17 protein-coding genes are annotated in these 19046 nt (G+C 43.8%); 16 read left to right on the forward strand and 1 reads right to left on the reverse strand.

What is annotated here, in order from left to right; genetic code table 11:
- The first annotated feature begins 149 nt into the window (after positions 1–149).
- Positions 150–935 carry an arylamine N-acetyltransferase gene (locus C8268_RS09300; protein ID WP_106767404.1) on the forward strand — a complete coding sequence of 262 codons (786 nt, stop codon included), beginning with the start codon at positions 150–152 and terminating at the stop codon, positions 933–935.
- 138 nt (positions 936–1073) lie between these two features.
- Here the strand turns inward: C8268_RS09300 and C8268_RS09305 are convergent, their stop codons facing one another.
- Positions 1074–1625, reverse strand: a complete 552-nt coding sequence (locus tag C8268_RS09305) for an NADPH-dependent FMN reductase (RefSeq protein ID WP_106767405.1) — start codon at positions 1623–1625, stop codon at positions 1074–1076.
- Positions 1626–2051: 426 nt separating this feature from the next.
- Between C8268_RS09305 and C8268_RS09310 the strand changes: the two genes are divergently transcribed.
- The 15 genes from C8268_RS09310 (at position 2052) to C8268_RS09380 (ending at position 19042) form a co-directional block, all read left to right on the forward strand.
- Positions 2052–3680 carry a response regulator transcription factor gene (locus C8268_RS09310; RefSeq protein ID WP_106767406.1) on the forward strand — a complete coding sequence of 543 codons (1629 nt, stop codon included), beginning with the start codon at positions 2052–2054 and terminating at the stop codon, positions 3678–3680.
- Positions 3677–5440 carry a cache domain-containing sensor histidine kinase gene (locus tag C8268_RS09315; RefSeq protein WP_106767407.1) on the forward strand — a complete coding sequence of 588 codons (1764 nt, stop codon included), beginning with the start codon at positions 3677–3679 and terminating at the stop codon, positions 5438–5440. Before C8268_RS09310 ends, C8268_RS09315 begins: the two co-directional genes overlap by 4 nt.
- Before the next feature lie 129 nt (positions 5441–5569).
- Positions 5570–6970, forward strand: a complete 1401-nt coding sequence (locus C8268_RS09320; protein ID WP_234032720.1) for an ABC transporter substrate-binding protein — start codon at positions 5570–5572, stop codon at positions 6968–6970.
- An 86-nt stretch (positions 6971–7056) separates the two neighbouring features.
- Positions 7057–7992 carry a carbohydrate ABC transporter permease gene (locus C8268_RS09325; protein ID WP_106767408.1) on the forward strand — a complete coding sequence of 312 codons (936 nt, stop codon included), beginning with the start codon at positions 7057–7059 and terminating at the stop codon, positions 7990–7992.
- Entirely contained in the window at positions 7992–8822 is an 831-nt protein-coding gene (locus tag C8268_RS09330; protein ID WP_106767409.1) for a carbohydrate ABC transporter permease, read from the forward strand. Before C8268_RS09325 ends, C8268_RS09330 begins: the two co-directional genes overlap by 1 nt.
- A gap of 58 nt (positions 8823–8880) precedes the next feature.
- Entirely contained in the window at positions 8881–10731 is a 1851-nt protein-coding gene (locus C8268_RS09335; RefSeq protein WP_106767410.1) for a glycoside hydrolase family 127 protein, read from the forward strand.
- A 26-nt stretch (positions 10732–10757) separates the two neighbouring features.
- Positions 10758–11702: a glycoside hydrolase family 43 protein gene (locus C8268_RS09340; protein WP_106767411.1), complete on the forward strand. Its 945-nt coding sequence runs from the start codon at positions 10758–10760 to the stop codon at positions 11700–11702.
- A gap of 553 nt (positions 11703–12255) precedes the next feature.
- Positions 12256–13107, forward strand: coding sequence for a DUF2785 domain-containing protein (locus C8268_RS09345; RefSeq protein WP_106767412.1), 852 nt, complete (start codon positions 12256–12258; stop codon positions 13105–13107).
- Between the two features lie 189 nt (positions 13108–13296).
- A complete protein-coding gene (locus C8268_RS09350) occupies positions 13297–13890 on the forward strand; it encodes an RNA polymerase sigma factor (RefSeq protein ID WP_106767413.1) in 594 nt (197 codons plus the stop codon).
- Positions 13856–15046 carry a DUF4179 domain-containing protein gene (locus tag C8268_RS09355; RefSeq protein ID WP_106767414.1) on the forward strand — a complete coding sequence of 397 codons (1191 nt, stop codon included), beginning with the start codon at positions 13856–13858 and terminating at the stop codon, positions 15044–15046. Before C8268_RS09350 ends, C8268_RS09355 begins: the two co-directional genes overlap by 35 nt.
- 102 nt (positions 15047–15148) lie before the next feature.
- The gene (locus C8268_RS09360; RefSeq protein ID WP_158702705.1) at positions 15149–15364 is read left to right on the forward strand and encodes a hypothetical protein; all 216 of its coding nucleotides are present in this window, start codon (positions 15149–15151) and stop codon (positions 15362–15364) included.
- Positions 15365–15388: 24 nt separating this feature from the next.
- Positions 15389–15880 carry a DUF5643 domain-containing protein gene (locus C8268_RS09365; RefSeq protein WP_106767416.1) on the forward strand — a complete coding sequence of 164 codons (492 nt, stop codon included), beginning with the start codon at positions 15389–15391 and terminating at the stop codon, positions 15878–15880.
- 180 nt (positions 15881–16060) lie between these two features.
- On the forward strand, positions 16061–16291 hold the full coding sequence (locus tag C8268_RS09370; RefSeq protein ID WP_106767417.1) for a hypothetical protein: 231 nt from the start codon (positions 16061–16063) through the stop codon (positions 16289–16291).
- Positions 16292–16418: 127 nt separating this feature from the next.
- Complete coding sequence (locus tag C8268_RS09375) at positions 16419–17483, forward strand: DUF4179 domain-containing protein (protein WP_234032721.1); 1065 nt, start codon at positions 16419–16421, stop codon at positions 17481–17483.
- A 383-nt stretch (positions 17484–17866) separates the two neighbouring features.
- Positions 17867–19042: an alanyl-tRNA editing protein gene (locus C8268_RS09380; protein ID WP_106767418.1), complete on the forward strand. Its 1176-nt coding sequence runs from the start codon at positions 17867–17869 to the stop codon at positions 19040–19042.
- The last annotated feature ends 4 nt before the right edge of the window (positions 19043–19046 follow it).

The following is a 19046-nucleotide window of genomic DNA, read 5'->3' on the forward strand; positions in this document are numbered from 1 at the left end:
TCCGTTTAAGTTCTGATTTCTATATTTTAGGAGACTAAAGCGGTTATTCTTGAAAATTCATACAATTTTCATAAGATGAAGATGTTATTAATAATAGGCAAAATGATGGAAAACAATCTATAATTGTATAAAAAAGGAAGGTGATGTTTATGAAGAATGATCATTTGATCCGTGATTTATTGGCCTTTCTTTCGGTAGAACGAAGTGAGGCTAACCTCGAATTTTTAAATAAATTAATTGAAAATTACCAAAAGAAAGTGAAGTGGGAGACGCTTACTAAAATCATCGATTGGGAAGAAGGGGGAGGAACGGGGGAATACCTTCCCTCGGCTGAAACCGTGTTTGAGCGTGTCATCTATAAGGGGATGGGCGGCACTTGCTGGACTCATTCTATAGGTTTTCATTGGCTGCTTTCGAATCTTGGATTTTCAGTACATTATGTGTATATGGACCCTGGACATCTTTGCTTGCGAGTAGATTTGGACCAAGCTTATTATGTGGATGTAGGATTTGGTGCGCCTTTGTTCCAGGCGTATCCGATGTTTGAATCTTTTCAAGCCGAAGACCAAAGAGAAGTATTTAAATATATTGTTTCGGATGAGACGATAAGGATTGAGAGAGAGCCGGGGCCTGTAAAAACGTTAAGTCCAAAACCGGTTACATTACAGGATTTACAGCACGTTATCAAGCGTTCCAACGACTGGGAGACCGCTGCATTTATTAGAGAAATATCGATCTTTGGTTATATTGATGATGTTCCTGTTTCACTCAAGAACAATAAGCTGAAGCAACATTTCGAGTCAGAAAAGTTGGAGAGCGAGCTAAGCGAGGAAGAAACTGAGTATTGGATTACGGAGCGTTTCGGTATTGATAAATCGCTCTATGATCAAGCGGTTGATATTCATAAACGGATGCTTAATAGTTTCATAGTTTAGAAGACAAAGAAATGATTGGGACCAAAAATTACACGGCAAATAAAATGAAAGAGAGACGCGCGTACATTGCGGGTCTCTCTTTTATCATGAAAGGATTGTGTAAGATCCTGTCGAACTTCATAAATTTATTAACTTAGATTAACGCAAAGTTTTCAAGGCTCCGCTCCAAGCGAGGAGTTGATCAAGCATTCCGTTAACATTGGTGAGATGCAGGTCAGCCGGTTTGAACACAGCATCAGGTGTAAATGCATTTTCGAAATCAGTGAAGATGGAAAGCGCTGCATGTACACGAACATCGGCTACCAACAATTCTCCCAAAATGCCGCGTAAATGCTCAGCAGCACGAGCACCGCCTACTGACCCGTAGCTTACAATACCTGCTGCTTTATTGTTCCATGCTTCGCGTCCGTAATCGATAGCATTTTTCAATGCTGCTGTAATGCTGTGGTTGTACTCTTGAACGATAAATACAAAGCCGTCCAAGCTAGCAAGTTTTTCGTTCCACGCAGTTGCTTGCTCTGTAGCGTCAGCTTCTCCCAGAAGTGGAAGTTTGTAATCTGCAATATCTACGATTTCATAATTGGCATCCCCACGCTGATCAGCGATGCTTTTTACCCATTGACCAACTTGCGGACTTAAACGACCTTCACGCGTACTTCCCAAAATAATACCAATGTTCAACTTAGACACTAAATTTCCCTCCTGAATCTTCTCACATGTGAATTTGTTTTCTTGCATGAGTTCATAATAAACTCTGCAAGTATACATTGTCAAGTAACTTACAAAAAGTTTGTTATAATTTTTTCCCGGAGTAATTTTCATCAGCTATACAATTATTAATTATACCCAAAATACCGGATGACAATAACATATTTTAGGGAATTTTGGAAGAGATGAAATGGACAGATGGAACTTAGACAGTTAAGGCTGATAAATTTGAGGCGAGCACGAAGTTAGATTATTTTTAAAAGATGAATAGAGAGGCCATGTCACCGACATCGGCCTTTTTCTATGGCTACGTATACATATAATCAACGTTATATTTTAGATTTTGTGATAAGTTGGTTCATAGTAAATTAACATCATGATGTGTACAGAAGGGAAGGACGATGCGTAATGAAAATATTAATTGTGGATGACGAGCCAAGACATTGCCGAGGAATGGCCCGTATGATCCAATCAACCCGATCCTATGTCGAGGTGATCATTGCCAAGGATGGTGTTCAAGGGTTGAAGGTGGCGCGGTCCGAACGGCCAGAAGTAATATTTACCGATATTCGCATGCCCAATATGGATGGGCTTACCTTGCTATCAGAGCTTGTCGAAGGCGACTACAAGCCTAAGGTGGTTATGCTGAGCGCTTATAATCTGTTTGAATACGCACAGCAAGCCCTGCGCCACGGCGCCTATGATTATTTACTGAAGCCTGTAGATATCGACAAGCTGGAGGATGTTCTGACCCGAATCGAAATTCAGCTTTCCGAAGAAAACGCAGAACGCAGTAAAGCTGAATGGTTACATAACAGGCTGTTGATTGCCTCTACGGCATATCGGAAACAGCTGATCCAGGAATGGCTGCTCGGAACCTTATCAGCCGAAGGGCGAAGGGAACTTGATTCAGCCGGGCTTTTAAAAGAAGAGGGGACTGTTATCTATAGCCGATTTCAGTCTTTTGAACAAGCTGAGATCAGTGTGGGTACGGAGAAGCTGTTACAGGATATCGAATCAACCTGGTCTGATTTTGGTGAGGCACTCAGCATTATTTTGAAGGCAACAGGTTCCCTAGACGATCACAGCTATACTCTCAAGGTAATCACAGTTCTTTATACAAGAGAGCATGAGTTGAACCAAAATCGAAACGATATCCGATCCAAACTGGAAGCGCTTTCTATAAAATGGGATAGCTATGGAAATTTGACGCATACCGTTGGAGTGATCGTCTCAAACTTGGATATCAAAGCTCCTGACGTTTACCGCTCGGTGACGGCAGCCAGCCGATATTTGTTTTATGAATGCTGGAGTGGAGTGCTGTTCTGCGACGAGCTCGATAACATCTCCACAGAGTTCCGATTGGAGCTGGACGAAGAGATGCTCAGCAAGTCGCTTCAAGAGTACGGGGAAACAAGCTCAGTGCTGAACCTTTGGCGCAATTCTTTTGAAAAGCTTGCCAGAAAAGGTCACACCGATCCGGATACGATGAGAGAATATGCTTCCGGGATGTTATTAAAGCTGAGCAGCAGCTTGCAAGGACGTCTCGGCACAGAGTCGTTTCAGAATCTTACGGAAAGTTCTTTAGTATCCATATCCGGGTGTGAGTCATTTTCCAATTTAATGACGATCTTGGATATTTATCTGACGGAGGCTCACCGCTATTGGCAAAGGCAAAAGGAAGATAAGAGGGAGCTGGTCATCGATAGCTGTATGGAGCTGATTCATGAACGGTTCATGGATAACTTGACCCTGGAGGCGATTGCCGCACGGTATCATTTTAACGTTTCCTACTTTAGCACCATGTTCAAAAACTATACGGGGAAGAACTTTTCCGATTATGTAATCGAAGTTCGAATGAAGAAAGCCAAGGCACTCCTTTCAGAAAGCGATATGAGAATTTACGAAATCGCCGCTCATTGCGGCTACAGGGATACGAAGTACTTTGCACGGGTGTTTAAAAAACATACGGGGGTGTCCCCGGAAAAGTTCAGGCATCTCTCCAGACTTGACATACAAAAGGATGAGAACATATGAAACTACGTTTTCGATTGCTGGCCAGCTATATTGTACTGATTGCACTTCCACTGCTTATTTTGGGGATCGTCTATTACCGTACAAGCCTTCGTATGGTGACGGAGCAAGCACAGCAGAATGTATATGAGATTGTCAAAAAAAGCAATGAAGTGATGGACACCAAGCTGCGAAAAGTGGAGCAGGGCACATTGGGGCTATTTGTAGACAAGGATCTCTACCGGATCTTTAATGAGCTGGACCCTGCCAACAATGCAGAATTATTGAATGCGGATCGGCAAATATCTTCGATTCTGAGCAAGTATTTTACGCAGAATGAGGATGTCTATGCATACCAGCTGTGGACATCATACTATTCGTTTGGTACACAGCGTGTGCTGCCCTATGGCGACCCGACCCGCTCGGATATTTACCAAGAGGCGGTAAGCGCCGGGGGAAAAATCGTCTGGTATCCGACCTATGATTTTACGAGCATGTTTAACCAGCCTTGGCTTGCTGAAAGTGATATTGAATACCGGCATATGTTTTCGGTTGCCCGGCTGCTGAATTTTTCGCATTTAGACAACTCCTCGATTGTCAGTATGAAGCCGGATGTTGAGCGTCCGGTTTTGAATATAAGCTTCAAAGCGGATGTATTTCAATCGCTGTTCAACAACAGCATTCCATCAGACTCGCAATTTTTGGTCGTTGATCCGCAAAGTCGTGTGGTTGCAAGTTCCAACTCCGCTCAAATTACAAATACATTGGATGAAGCCTGGCTGGATGAACTGAGGGAGGCGGGCACAGGCACACGCACTATAGAGATGGACAGCGAGCGGGTGCTTGTTTGTTTTGACCGCTCATCGGTTACCGGTTGGCTGTCGATTGTGATGACGCCGGAATCTGCACTCGTCGGCCAGCTTGTGAGCACGGTTAAGATTTCGACGATAGTTACGGCGGGGCTGCTCGGACTGATTGCGGCGATATTTGCCTATTTCATTCTCGGGAAAATTACCGGGCCGATTCGCAAGCTAGTTGCCGCTATGAAGTCGGTTGGAGAGGGGGATTTTGGCACGCGGGTAGAGATTGAGGCCAAGGACGAGTTTGGCTTTTTGCTGCTTCGTTTCAACCGGATGAATAACCGGATTCAAATGCTGATCCAGGAAAATTATGAAATTCAACTCAAGGAAAAGGAAGCCGAGATACAGGCACTGAATATGCAAATGAATCCTCACTTTTTGTACAATACGCTGAACATTATGAACTGGATGGCGATAGAAGCAGGGCAGAAGGAACTTAGCAAAATGCTGGTTGGATTATCGACCATGCTTCATTATACGTCACGGAAAGACTGGCTGGCGGTTCATTTGTCCGAGGAGATCGAATGGATGACCCATTATTTTTATATTATGACGACCCGATTTGAGGATAAATTTGACGTTCAGTACCAATTCGAACCGGAAATGTATGAATTGAAGGTTCCGAGACTTCTGTTCCAGCCGTTTGTTGAAAATTCGATTCTTCACGGCTTTGATCAGCTAGAGTCTGGCGGTCTAATTACGGTGAGCGGACGAAGGGAAGACGGATACCGCATATTTGAAGTGACGGATAACGGGCGTGGTATGAGCGAAGAGATGATAGAGCGTATTTTGGACAAAAAATCGACGTCGGTAGGCATCAAAAATACGATGGCCCGCATTCAGATGACCTATGGTGAAGAATACGGCATTGAAATTATATCGGCCCCAGATCAAGGAACGACGGTGAAAATCAGACTTCCGTAGAAGTCCCAATAAAAGTCCACCATTCCAAAGATGTTCGGGTTTTGAAAGCGCATTCTAAATTTTATAATGAAGGCATCATATAGGCTGCAGCTGTGTGAGAGTGCATAGTCGAAAGAGGGGATCATCAATATGAACGTTAAACGAAGCAAGAAAGCCATATTTGTATTACTCGCTATGCTTTTTATAACGACCACGGTGCTGACTGCTTGCACGAAATCGGATGCAGGTAAAAGTGCTTCAGGTGGAGGGGGGGCGGAAGAAGGGGAACAGATTACTCTCCGCCTGACACTGTGGGGATCACCGAGTGAAGTGGAAGTGAACAAGAAAGCGGTGGCGAATTTTGAAGCTGAAAATCCTAATGTGAAGGTTGATATGCAGTTCATTCCAACAGATTATGATACGAAGCTGACAACGATGATTGCGGGCAATGATGAGCCGGACGTGGCTATGATGGAATCCGCAACTATCGCCTATCCGCTTGCAGAAGAAGGAAAATTTTTGAACTTGAAACCGTTTCTAGACAAAGATCCGGAATTAAATTTAGACAGTCTCGTTCCAAATATTACGTACTCTACCGAAGTTGGCAATATCATCGGGATTGCTCCAGGGCCGGAAACGTATGCCCTATTCTATAATGAGGACGCCTTCAAGGATGCGGGACTTCCGATGCCGCCTTCCAAAGCGAACGAAGCCTGGACGTGGGATGAGTTTGTCGAGGTAGCCAAACAGCTTACGCTCGATAATCAAGGGCGCAATGCAACCGATCCGAATTTCGATCCAAAAAACATTAAACAGTATGGGGTTAACATTGGTACCGCATGGGGGCAGTACAGCAACTTTATTTATTCGAATGGCGGAGATTTTATCTCGGCCGATGGCAAGACCTTTGGCCTGAATCAGCCGGAAGCTGTGGAGGCACTGCAAATGCTGGCTGACCTTGTCAACGTCCACCATGTGGCGCCGTCTCCAGTCCAATCCAAAAACATTCCAGCGACGAACGTTGCGCTGCAAACGAGAAAAGTGGCGATGGTCGTTGATGGGCAATGGCACAGTAGCGCGCTGGCAAATTCCAACGTCAATTTTAATGTCGGAGTCCTTCCGGTCATGAAGGAACCGGTGTCAACGGTTGTGGCTGCCATGTTCTCTGTCTTCGCATCGACTGAACATCCTGAAGAATCATGGGAGCTTGTAAAGGCGCTGATCGATCCGGAATCATCCATTGACATGCTGCAAGATGGCATATGGATGCCTTCGTTGAAAACCTGGTATACCGACGAAGCGCTTATTTCCAGATGGACCGATAACTTGAAGTCCAGACCGTCCGGCTATCGGGATGCCGTTATTGACGTCATGCTGAATTACAGCCATCAGACACCGACAGGATATGTGAAAAACTTCAACAAGATCATGGATATTGTCACCCCGGCTTTGGATAAGGTATGGCTTGGACAGCAGACCGCTCAGGAGGCTATGGATTCCATTGCGGAGAAAGCACAGGCTCAGGTCAAAGGGCGCCGGGATATAGAATAATTCATTTCTACATGGAGAGGAGGGCGTTGAATTGCTGAATCTAAGACGCCTTCCACCTTCCTTTATCTGAAGTTAGGAGGGTTTGAATGAAGACATCTGTGAATACCGTTACTGTAAGACATAAGTCTAATATACGAGAACGAAAAGCTTTATGGTACGGCATATTGTTTACGGCTCCGGCCGTTCTGGGATTTATCCTTTTCACGGCCGGGCCGATGATTGCAAGTTTTGTGCTAGGTCTGACAGACTATAGCGTGTTTAGAGATGACATCAATTTTGTAGGGTTTGATCATTTTAAAACGATGTTTTCGGGGCAGGATGACTTATTTTATAAATCACTCAGCGCTACGTTTTACTTTGTAATTTTGCGGGTCCCTGCTGTTATTATTATTTCATTTGGTATCGCCTTGCTGCTTAATATGAACATCAAGGCACGGGCTTTGTTCCGCACCATCATTTATTTACCGAGTATTGTACCAGCTGTTGCGTCAGCTATGATCTGGCTGTGGCTGCTTAACCCCGATCTCGGACTTGTGAATACGATCTTGGAATGGCTGAACTTGCCTACCAGCAACTGGCTGTTCGGTGAAGAGAGTGTTATCCCATCCATCGTGCTGACTACGTTATGGGGGATTGGCGGTACGGTTATTATTTTCCTTGCAGGATTGTCCGGCATCCCGAAATCCTATTATGAAGCGATTGAGGTTGACGGAGGCGGCTGGTTCCGCAAGCTGTTCACCATCACCATTCCGATGGTCACACCGACGATATTTTTTAATACGATTATGACGATTATCGGGTCCTTTCAAGTGTTTAACGAAGCGTACATATTGACACAAGGGGGACCTAATAACAAGAGTTTGTTCTACGTCTTTTATTTATGGAGAACGGCGTTCAGCAATACGGAAATGGGTTACGCCTCTGCCTTGGCCTGGGTGCTTTTCGTTATCATTCTGTTCTTTACGTTTATCGTGTTCCGATCTTCTAAAACTTGGGTTTACTACGAGGGGGAAGGACGCTGATGAAAGATTCTAAAATCAAACTGGCGGCCGGATATACCGTTTTGATATTGATCTCGATCATGTTTCTTTTACCGTTTGTCTGGCTCATTCGCAGCGCACTGATGGATTTATCGCAAATTTTCATTATGCCACCGGAATGGATTCCAAAGCCGATCCGCTGGGATAACTTCGAAAGAGCGTTGACGGTGCTGCCGTTTGGACAGTTTTTTATCAATACGATTATTATCGTTGTTGCAACATTGATTGGAACCGTCGTGACAAGCACCATCTGTGCGTTCGGATTTTCACGTATCAAGTGGAAGGGCCGGGATGTCGTTTTCTCCATTTTGCTATCCAGCATGATGCTGCCGTCAGCGGTAACGATGATTCCGACATTTCTGGGATGGAAATGGCTTGGCTTTTACGATACGTTCTATCCGCTCATTGTTCCTGCTTTTTTCGGCGGAGGGATGTTTAACATTTTCTTGCTGCGTCAATTTTATATGGCGATTCCTAGAGATTTCGACGAAGCGGCGCTTGTGGATGGTGCGAGTTATTTTCAAATCTATTCCCGAATTATGTTGCCGCTTAGCCGTTCAGCGGTCATTGTTGTTGCCTTGTTTACTTTCCTGGCATCTTGGAACGACTTTATGGGACCGTTAATATATTTGAAAAGCGAAAGCCGGTTTACACTGGCACTTGGTTTGCAAATGTTTCAGGGCTCATACAGTGCGCAGTGGGATTTACTGATGGCCGCTTCTGCCGTCGTTGTTTTGCCTTGTGTGATCGTGTTTTTGATCGGGCAACGTTATTTCCTAGAAGGAATTACGCTAACCGGATTAAAAGGCTAAGGACTGTCAAGTTAAAGATTGTCGAGCTATAGGCTAGCGATGAAGGAGGAGAGCGAAAATGAAGCAAGCGGCACAAGGGTTGTCTTATTGGCAGCCGGTTCCTTTTACCAAAGTTCACATCGAGGACGGCTTTTGGCGTCCCCGGTTGGAAGTGGTGAAGCAGGTGACGCTGCAGGCTTGTCTGGATAAATGCGAGCAGACGGGGCGCATCTCGAATTTTGCCAAAGCTGCCGGGTTGATGGAGGGCCGCTTTGAAGGCATATATTTCAATGATTCGGATGTGTATAAAGTGCTCGAAGGCACTGCCTATTCGCTGATGACCGATCCTGATCCGGAGCTGGAGCAGGAGCTTGACCGGATTATTGATCTGATTGCAGCAGCTCAGGAAGAGGACGGATATCTGTCCACTTACTTTACGCTTGAAGCGCCAGATCAGAAATGGACGGATATGGAGCGGCATGAAATGTACAATGGCGGTCATCTGATTGAAGCCGCAGTCGCGTATTATGAGGCGACGGGCAAGCGGGTTTTGCTGGATGTTGCTTGCAAGCTCGCTGATCATTATGATCGCTTGTTCGGTCTTGGCAAACGTCACTGGGTCGAAGGACATGAAGAAATTGAGCTGGCACTCGTCAAGCTGTACCGAATTACGGGTGAAGAACGTTATTGGAAGCTAGCCCTGTGGCTGCTTGAAGAGCGTGGACATGGTCATGGTGTCGGCACGATCTGGGACAGAGAGGAATGGGGCCCCGCATACTGTCAGGATGATATTCCTGTTAAGGATATCGAAAAAGTGACGGGCCATGCCGTTCGAGCGATGTATTTGTATACAGCGATGGCTGATGTGGTGCTCGCTTCTGCAGATGAGACGTATGTGGCCGCTCTTGAAAGAGTATGGTCGAATACAGTTGAGCGAAACATGTACATTACAGGCGGTATTGGGCCTTCTCAGCATAATGAAGGCTTTACGCAGGATTATGATCTGCCGAACGAAACGGCCTATTGTGAGACCTGTGCGGCCATCGCCATGGTATTTTGGAATCATCGAATGAACCTGCTGTTCGGTGATGCCAAATATGCTGATGTGGTGGAAAGGGAGATGTATAACGGGGCTCTGGCAGGCATTTCATTGTCGGGCGATACATTTTTCTATGTCAATCCGCTGGGCTCTAATGGCGATCATCATCGCACGGCTTGGTATGATACATCTTGCTGTCCAACGAATTTGGTGCGATTCCTGCCGTCCATCGGCCAATATGCTTATGCGCTCACCGACGACGGTATTGTTGTTAATCAATATATTCAAGGTGAAGGAGCTATGGACCTCGATCTCGGCAGTGATGAAATTTCTGTCCGGATTATCCAGCGCTCCAACTACCCTTGGAACGGCAGGATCGAGCTGGAGGTGCATCCGGAACACATGACCGCTTTTGCGTTAAGGCTAAGAATTCCAGGCTGGTGCAGAAGCTATCAGTTATCTGTAGATGGTGTCGTTCTTGAGGGCCACGAGTGCTTAACTGATCGGGGGTATGTCGTGTTACAGCGTCAATGGGCACACGGTCAGACGGTTGTGCTTGAGCTTGATATGCCAGTTGAGACCATAAGGGCAAGAGAAGAAGTAAAAGCGAATCATGGACGGATCGCCATCCAGCGTGGTCCGATCGTCTATTGTATAGAAGCAGTGGACAACCCGCAGCTAGCTTATGACTCTTTCTCTTTGTCGGCTCGCCTGCCGTTGGCGGTGAACTACCGTCCTGACCTGCTGGGAGGAGTGGTTGCGTTATCCAGCCGCGATCAGAACGGCAAACCAGTGATCATGATCCCCTATTATGCCTGGGATAATCGGGAGCCAGGCTTCATGCAGGTGTGGATACCGGAGACAAAAGAAGAAACATTGTACTCCCGCTAAATTCTAACTTATAGGAGGAATTATAAATGAAGAAAGAACAAATAAAGAGATCGGGCAATCCTTTGTTTCCAGGCTTGTATGCAGACCCGGAGGCTAGAGTATTTGCAGGCCGTTACTGGATTTATCCGACGTATTCGGCTCCCTATGAAGAGCAGAGACATTTTGATGCCTTTTATTCGACTGACTTGGTGGAGTGGACGAAGGTGGAACGAATATTGACAATGGAGGACATTTCCTGGGCATGGCGAGCATTATGGGCGCCTTCACCTATTGAACGAGATGGCAAATACTATTATTATTTTGCCGCCAACGATATTCAATCCGATCAGGATGTAGGCGGTATCGGTGTTGCAGTTTCGGAAAAACCGGAAGGACCGTTCCGGGATGCGCTCGGCAAACCATTGATCAATCAGTTCCATTTCGGAGCACAGCCAATTGATCCTCATGTATTTATGGATGACGATGGCACAGCGTATCTCTATTATGGAGGTTGGGGACACTGCAACGTGGTCAAATTAAATGACGATATGATCAGTCTCGGCACTTTTGATGACGGAGAAATATATAAGGAGGTTACTCCAGAGCATTTCGTTGAAGGTCCGTGTATGATAAAGCGCAATAACGTTTATTATTTCATGTGGGCTGAAGGAGGCTGGGGTTGCCCGGATTATTCTGTTGCCTATGCCATATCGGATTCGCCGCTGGGGCCATTTGAACGGATCGGGAAAATTCTTCAGCAGGACCCCAAGATCGCAACAAGCGCCGGTCACCATGGCATGCTCCAAATTCCGGGTACCGATGAATGGTATATCGTTTATCATCGCAGACCGCTGGGAGAAACGGATCGAAACCATCGTGTCGTGTGCATAGACCGCCTGATATTTGATGAGGATGGAACGATCAGGCCCGTTCAGATGACCCTGGAGGGTGTTGAAGCAAGACCGATTCAGGCAGCAATGGAGGAATACTAGTTTTTAACAAAGAGGGAGCGAGACTCCTTCTTTTTCACGTCCAATTTCGAAAAATAACTTTTAGTTTCAATTTTCGGATGCAGCTAGTTTGGTACTCATATTGTTTTGCTAAATTCATTTTTAGAAATAAATGAAAATATCAATATATGAAAAATTCATAGTAACAAACAATTAAATATGATCTCTCCATTGATTATTTATACGAAAGCAGTTCGTTTTTTGTTGCCAGCACTTTTTTTGCATTTCGGGTTCAACATATAATATGGCCTTACAATCGATGACTCCCAATCATTTGCTGGTAAGGGTATATGGTGTTAAGTATACTGTTAACAGGGCCATTTCCTCTGGGAAGAACGGTTTTTTAAGGGAGTTTCCAGACGGGAGAATCGTTTTCATTTCAACGTTATATGCATACATATAAGAAATCTGGGGACAAGAGCGATTAAAAGAATAATTCGCATTTGAAAGCTAGAAGTGATGCTATAGCTAAATAAATTTATTTTTGTTCAGCTTATATAGCTGGATTATTGTCATGCTGAAGGGGGAAGCAGGAATGAACAAATCAAGGTCTGAATTTATATTGGATTTGCAAAGAATCGAGCAGGAAAACTACCAGCTTCGTGAAGGTGAACGAATGCAGGATTACGTAACTTTGATGCTCCAATATATCGGCGATGCTGATCCCGTATTGCGGGATAATCTTATTTATTCGACATTTTATGAGTGGATTCATGTACAGAACAGGATGACGGAAGAGGAGCTTCGCAACCTTCTGCCAATCCTGACCGACGATCAGCATTTGTTCTATCGAATCGGCAGTGTTGGGGAGCCGTCAGTATTTACGAGAAGTTTTTCCGTGCTGCCCTTAGCATTAATTGTGCATCGTCACAATCAAAAGCCTTTTCTAAGTACTGCAGATTTTTATAACCTAAAAGATTCGTTACTTCGATATTATAGGGAGGAGAAAGATCTCAGAGGTTTTTTACCGGAAGGAGGATGGGCGCATAGCGCGGCCCACGGTGCAGATGCTTTGGAGGAGCTTGTACAATGTCCGGAATGTGATATAGAGCTGCGGCTTGAAGTTCTTGAATCGATTCAAGGGATGCTGCATAATGGCATTCATATTTTTAATGAAGAGGAAGATGAGAGAATCGCAAGCATTGTGGATGTAATGATTGATCAAGAGCTGTTATCAGAGCCGGAGATCATGAACTGGATTCATGGCTTGGCACAATGCAGTGAGTGGCCTAGAAGCCGTAATCAGAACATTGCTAGAGTGAACAGCAAAAATTTTCTGCGGAGTCTTTATTTTAGAAGAGAGCCGTTTAGCCGCAGGGAAAGTTTGAGTTCAACTATACTGGCTGCCCAGGCTAAATTGAACAGATTTTTGATACATACGAAATAAGAGCAAGTTTTAGATACATTGAAGAACGAACTAACGATCATGAGAAAGCATATATTTAAACCCGCAAATGGCGGGTTTTTTGTTCTTGCGAAAGTAAATTCTATTTATAGATCAGCTTGATCTTCATATCGTGTCACAAAATGATAGTTCGAGATTGTTATATAGGTAAAGAAGAGAGGAGGTGAGCTTTTGCAGCCAACCACCCCTGGGGGAGTCGATGAAAAGAGAAAGGCAATCGAAACAGCTGTGGAGCAAGTCAAATTAGGGGATAAACAGGCTTATCGAGAGATCATTATCCAGTTTGAACGGCAAATGTATACATACTGCTATTATATTTTGAAAAATCATACGGAAACGGAAGATGCCGTTCAGGAAATTTTTATCCGCGCTTACGAAAATATTTATCAGTACCGTAGGCAAGTATCCTTCTCTGCCTGGCTGTATAAAATGGCTTATCACCATTTGATCAATATAAAGAAAAAGCAGAGCCGCTGGCTCAAATTGGTTGAGCATTATAAAGAATCGCAGCCTGTCATGCAAATCTCCCAGCATGAGACCGTTGTTAGTGAACTTTTGACTTATCTTACAGTGGAAGAGCGTCATATTTTGCTTCTAAAGGCAGTAGAGCAGTATACCTTTGATGAAATCAGTGAAATCATGGGCGTTAAGTCAGCCACCTTACGGAAGAGATATGAACGATTACGCAGAAAATTGATGGATCGCACAAGCCAGAAAGGAGAGGTAATGCATGGACAAATTGCGAAAACCGACGGAATTCGCTGATATGGATGCCATTGAACAAATGATTCGTGAATCTTCATTACCGAAGAATACGATGAGTTATCAAATTATGAACAAAATCGGGGATAGTCCGTTGTCAAGAAGAACCTCCATACGAAAGCCAAGTGTAGTCAAAAGAACGGTATTAGCAGCAGCCGCTACGGCAATAATCGGTGCTGGTGTGATTGGCACAGGATTTGTATCTCCGGTCATGGCAGATGCCTTGAAAAAGGTTCCAATGATCGGAATGCTGTTTAAGGACACGAGTGAGCAAGCGCTGCAAGCTGCTATAGATCAAGGAATCGTATCGGAACCGAATCTGAGCGTTACGCATGATGGAATCACACTGACAGTAGCCGATGTACTATATGATGGAACTCGCTTATCTATCATTTTGGAGCGTACAGGGGTAGATTTGAAGGGGACAGCTTCTCCTTATATTAAAGAAGGTACCCATTTCATAGGAGATCCGGATGACGAGTTTGTTAAATCCAGAATGATTCCTGAAAAAGATCAGGAAAAAGGGTATATAGAAACACCAACTATTTTAGTTAACGGACAAAAAGTGGAAAGCGGTGAAGCCCTGTATGGAGATCAAGCCATATTGGATAACACCTATATTATTGAATATTCCAAAGATTTGAACTTACCAGATCAATTTGATCTGACGGTACAAGCTAACGTTACAGGAGTAAAAGAAACGTTTGAGTTCAACGTTCCTGTAAAGGTAGAGAATAAATCACTTGTTCTACAGCCGAATGCGACCAAATCGGACGGTCAATTCACATACACCGTTAAAGAGATGGAACTTTCACCAGTTTCCACACGTCTTGTTCTGGACAGTAAAGGTCCGGTTCCTGTATCTCCAGAGCAGACAGGCGATTACAGTGCCAGCATGGTTTATTACGAAATTGTAGATGACCAAGGAAACGTACTGACGCCTAGCAGATTTGAATATTTCCACAGCAAGCCCAAAACAGAATACCACATCGATCAGTTGTACAGTCCTTTAAATGATACGCCAAAATCGATTACAATCAAGCCGTTTACTTTGACTGTTCATCAGAAGGATTGGAGTGTTGTTGGTCAAGACAAGGACAGCTTGGGCGATAAGACGTACCTGAAGGATCTGGAATTGACCATCCCGGTTAGACAATAATGTTTTGATGATTCATTCCCAATATGAAACGGAGAGAGACTATTGACCAATAAATTCCATGACATTAGAAATAAAATTGCAATAACTTCATTGGTGGTAACGATGGGCGTGACGGTTATAGGCAGTGCATATCCTACACACGTTAGTGCCGATGCTTACAATCAAGCCGTTACTGCCAGTTCCACTACCTCTGCTACAAAAGGCATAAAACATGGCAAAGTGACACTCAGCTTGCCGAAAGTGATGTATGACGGAAACCGTCTGGATATAACGGTTCGACAAGTGGGGGGGACTGTGGATTTACCCAACGACTGGTAAACAGAAGCCCCGGATCGGTTCGATATGACATTAAAAATGAACGCCAAAAATGTCAAGGAACCATTTGTTTTTGAGGTGCCGGTAAAAAAGCTGGGTACTCTTGTGAAATTACAGCCGGGTATCACTAAAAAGAGTAAAGATTTTAGCTATACCGTTGATTATTTTGAGATGACGCCTTTAATGACGAAGCTCACTGTGAACAGTAAAGGCAAAGTTCCGGCCGCTGCAAAAACGAAGTCGAAGGGCAAGCCAAGCCAAATGTTTTATGATATTGCAGATGAAAAAGGAAATGTTATTCAGGCTAACCTTAGCGATACTGAGATCAAGAAAAAGCCCGGTGCAACCAATAAAGTGATGTTACAATATACATCCTTCAAAGCCGTGCCAAAAACAATCACAATTAAGCCGTTTACATATACCATAGACAAAAAAGGTGAGATTGTGGAAGAGAGTGGTTCAATTAGATGGGCCAAAACGTACTACAAGGATTTGGAAATGAAAATTAAGGTTAAATAACGACCGTTTGTTGCTTAAGGGGAATCCGTACTGATATTCAGTGTGGATTCTTTTTTTATAAGATTCAGAATCGAATGATTAAAAGAAAATAAGAATATCTGTTTCTCACATTCATGTGCGGGTGTCACAAATGATGGGCTTTAGATTGTTATATAAGTAAAGAAGAGAGGAGGTGTACTCTTGCAGTCACCCATCCCCGGGGAAGCGGATGAAACCAGAAACGCAGTTGAAGGAATTGAAGGGCTTGTTAAGCAGGTCAAAGCAGGAGACAAACAGGCTTACAGGAAGATCATTATCCAGTTTGAGCGGCAAATGTACACTTACTGTTACTATGCGGCTGCACAGAACAGTTTTGATGATATCAGTGAAATTATGGATCTTGAGGCTGTTACCGTACGAACAAAATATTAACGATTGCGTCGAAGACTGATGGAGCATGTTAGTCAAACCGAAGTCGTGACACAGGCAGCATTTGCCGAAGCTAATTAATAGGAAAATGAACTGCAAAAACTATAAAATATGATTGGAGAGAAGTACATTGACAAGAACAGCATCCAAACAAAAGCCTAATTTGATGAAAAGAACGATTATGGTGGCATCTGCCGCAGCAGTACTTGGTGCAGGCGTAATAGGGTCAGGATTTATATCGCCGGTAATGGCGGACAGCTTGAAAAATGTTCCACTGGTTGGAACGATTTATAAAGGAACTAGTGAAAAATCTTTGCAAGCTGCCAAGCAACAAGGGATTGTATCTGAGCCGAACATGAGCGTAACGCATGACGGAGTGACGTTGACAGTAGCTGAATTACTGTATGACGGAGATCGGTTGTCAGTCATTTTGGAACGTGAAGGGGTGGACTTGAAGGCGACAGCTTCTCCTTATATTGCTGAAGGAACCAAGTTCATTGGTGATCCGGATAGCGAATATGTTAAATCCAGAATGATTCCTGAAAAGGATCAGAAGAAAGGCTATATCCAAACTCCGACTCTACTCGCTGACGGTAAAAAAATGGAGTACAGCGAAGCTGTGTTTGGTGATTATCCGGTGAAGGATAATGCTTACAGGGTAGAGCTGTCAAAAGGCTTGAAACTGCCTGACCAATTTGAACTGACCATTCAAGCGAATGTTACGGGCGTAAAGGAAACATTCGAGTTCAAAATTCCAGTCAATATCGACAATAAAGCGGTAGTTGTGAAGCCGAAAAATGCAACCAAATCTGATGGACAATTCAGCTATACGATAAAAGAACTGAAGATTTCACCAGTATCTACCCGTCTTGTACTGGATAGTAAAGGTATGGTTCCAGCATCTCCAGAGCAAAAGGGCGAGTACGGTCCTAGCATGGTTTACTACGATATTGTGGACGACCAAGGAAATGTACTGACGCCTAGCAGATTTGAATATTTCCACAGCAAGCCAAAAACAGAATACCAGATCGATAAGCTGTACAGTCCTTTTAACGAAACGCCAAAATCGATTACAATCAAGCCGTTTACTTTGACTGTTAACCAAAAGGATTGGAGCGTAGTTGGACAAGACAAGGACAGTGTTGGCGATAAGACATACCTGAAGGATCTGGAAATGACAATTCCAGTGAAATAAAACATTATGAAGGAATAAATGTTCTTCTTAAAAAAGCCATTCCAGAAGTCACTTAAGTTGACTGAGGGATGGCTTTTTTCTTGGGTCTATATTGACGGATTATCCATTCGAAAATTACAACATATGAAAAATTCATAATAGTAAAATCATATTTTAACTCTCCTTTGAACATACCTTCAAAAAACCACATAATAAATATCCTTAAAAACTTATGCATGTATAAAAAGGAACTCATCTAATTCAATATTAGATCAATGTCAAGCTTTTTATAAAGCTTGGGGAAAATATTCTCTCTTTTGACTGTGAAATCAAACAGCTATATATTTAGGATTAAGTATTAAAGGTTAAAGATTAAAACCAAGGAATCAGAGAGGAACTTCGCCATGACGAAAAAGCTATATTACGATTCTTCTTATCTTACGCAGTGGGATACTACGATTTTAGAGACGGTAAAGAAGGATGACGGTTATTATGTCATATTAGAGGAGACGGCGTTCTACCCGCATGGGGGAGGGCAGCCTTGTGATTACGGATATATTCAAGATGTTCCGGTTCTGGATGTTTTTAATGAAGGCGAGCATATCTTTCATAAGCTTGAGCGTGTGCCCGAAGAGATGAATGTAGCGTGCTCGATAGACTGGAATCGAAGATTTGATCATATGCAGCAGCACAGTGGACAGCATTTGTTATCCGCGGTTTGTTGGGAACTGGTTCAAGCCATGACATTAAGCTTTCATCTTGGTACCGACTACTGCACGATTGATGTGGAAGCTGCCGAGCTGAACATAGGTCAGCTGGATTCTATAGAGCGCGAAGTCAATCGGCGCATTTACAAGAACCATAGTATTTTAAGCTATTGTGTTAGCGAAGATGAGGTTAAACAGCTAAGCCTTGTGAAACAACCTAAAGTGACGGAGAATATACGAATTGTAGAAATCAAAGATGTTGAACATAACGCTTGCGGTGGAACACATGTCCATTCAACCGGCGAAATTGGAATGATCAAGCTGCTCAGAACGGAAAAGCATAAGGGGAATACTCGGATTTATTTTAAATGCGGATACCGGGCTCTAGAGGAATTTAATGATTGCCAGCAAATCTTGGGTACGGTATCTGCCAAGTTCAATACCGGCAAAGATGAAATTATGGATCGAATTGAAAAATGGGAGAAGGAGCATAAACAGCTTCAGGCTGAACTCGCCATTCTTAAGGAAAAAGATGCTGAGTATACGGCAAAGCAATTACTGGCAGAACAAGATGGCCCTCTTATTGCACATGTTTTTGAAGATAAAAATATGAAAGAGTTGCAAAGCTTGGCCGCGAAAATCACACCACATACGAATGTACCGGTACTACTGGCTACCGCTGCCGAGAATAAAGTTGTTCTATCTCAGAAAAGTGACGCTGGGCATTCCTGCGGTGCATTCTTCAAAGAGCATTTAGGGAATTACAACGGAAAAGGTGGAGGCAGCCCTTTAATGGCTCAGGCTGGATTCCCGACTTGGGAAGATGCTCATGCCTTTTACGAATTTACGAAACGCATGTTCAAAAATAACTAGAATG

The organism is Paenibacillus faecalis (genome assembly GCF_900289175.1).
GTDB lineage: Bacteria > Bacillota > Bacilli > Paenibacillales > Paenibacillaceae > Paenibacillus_AQ > Paenibacillus_AQ faecalis.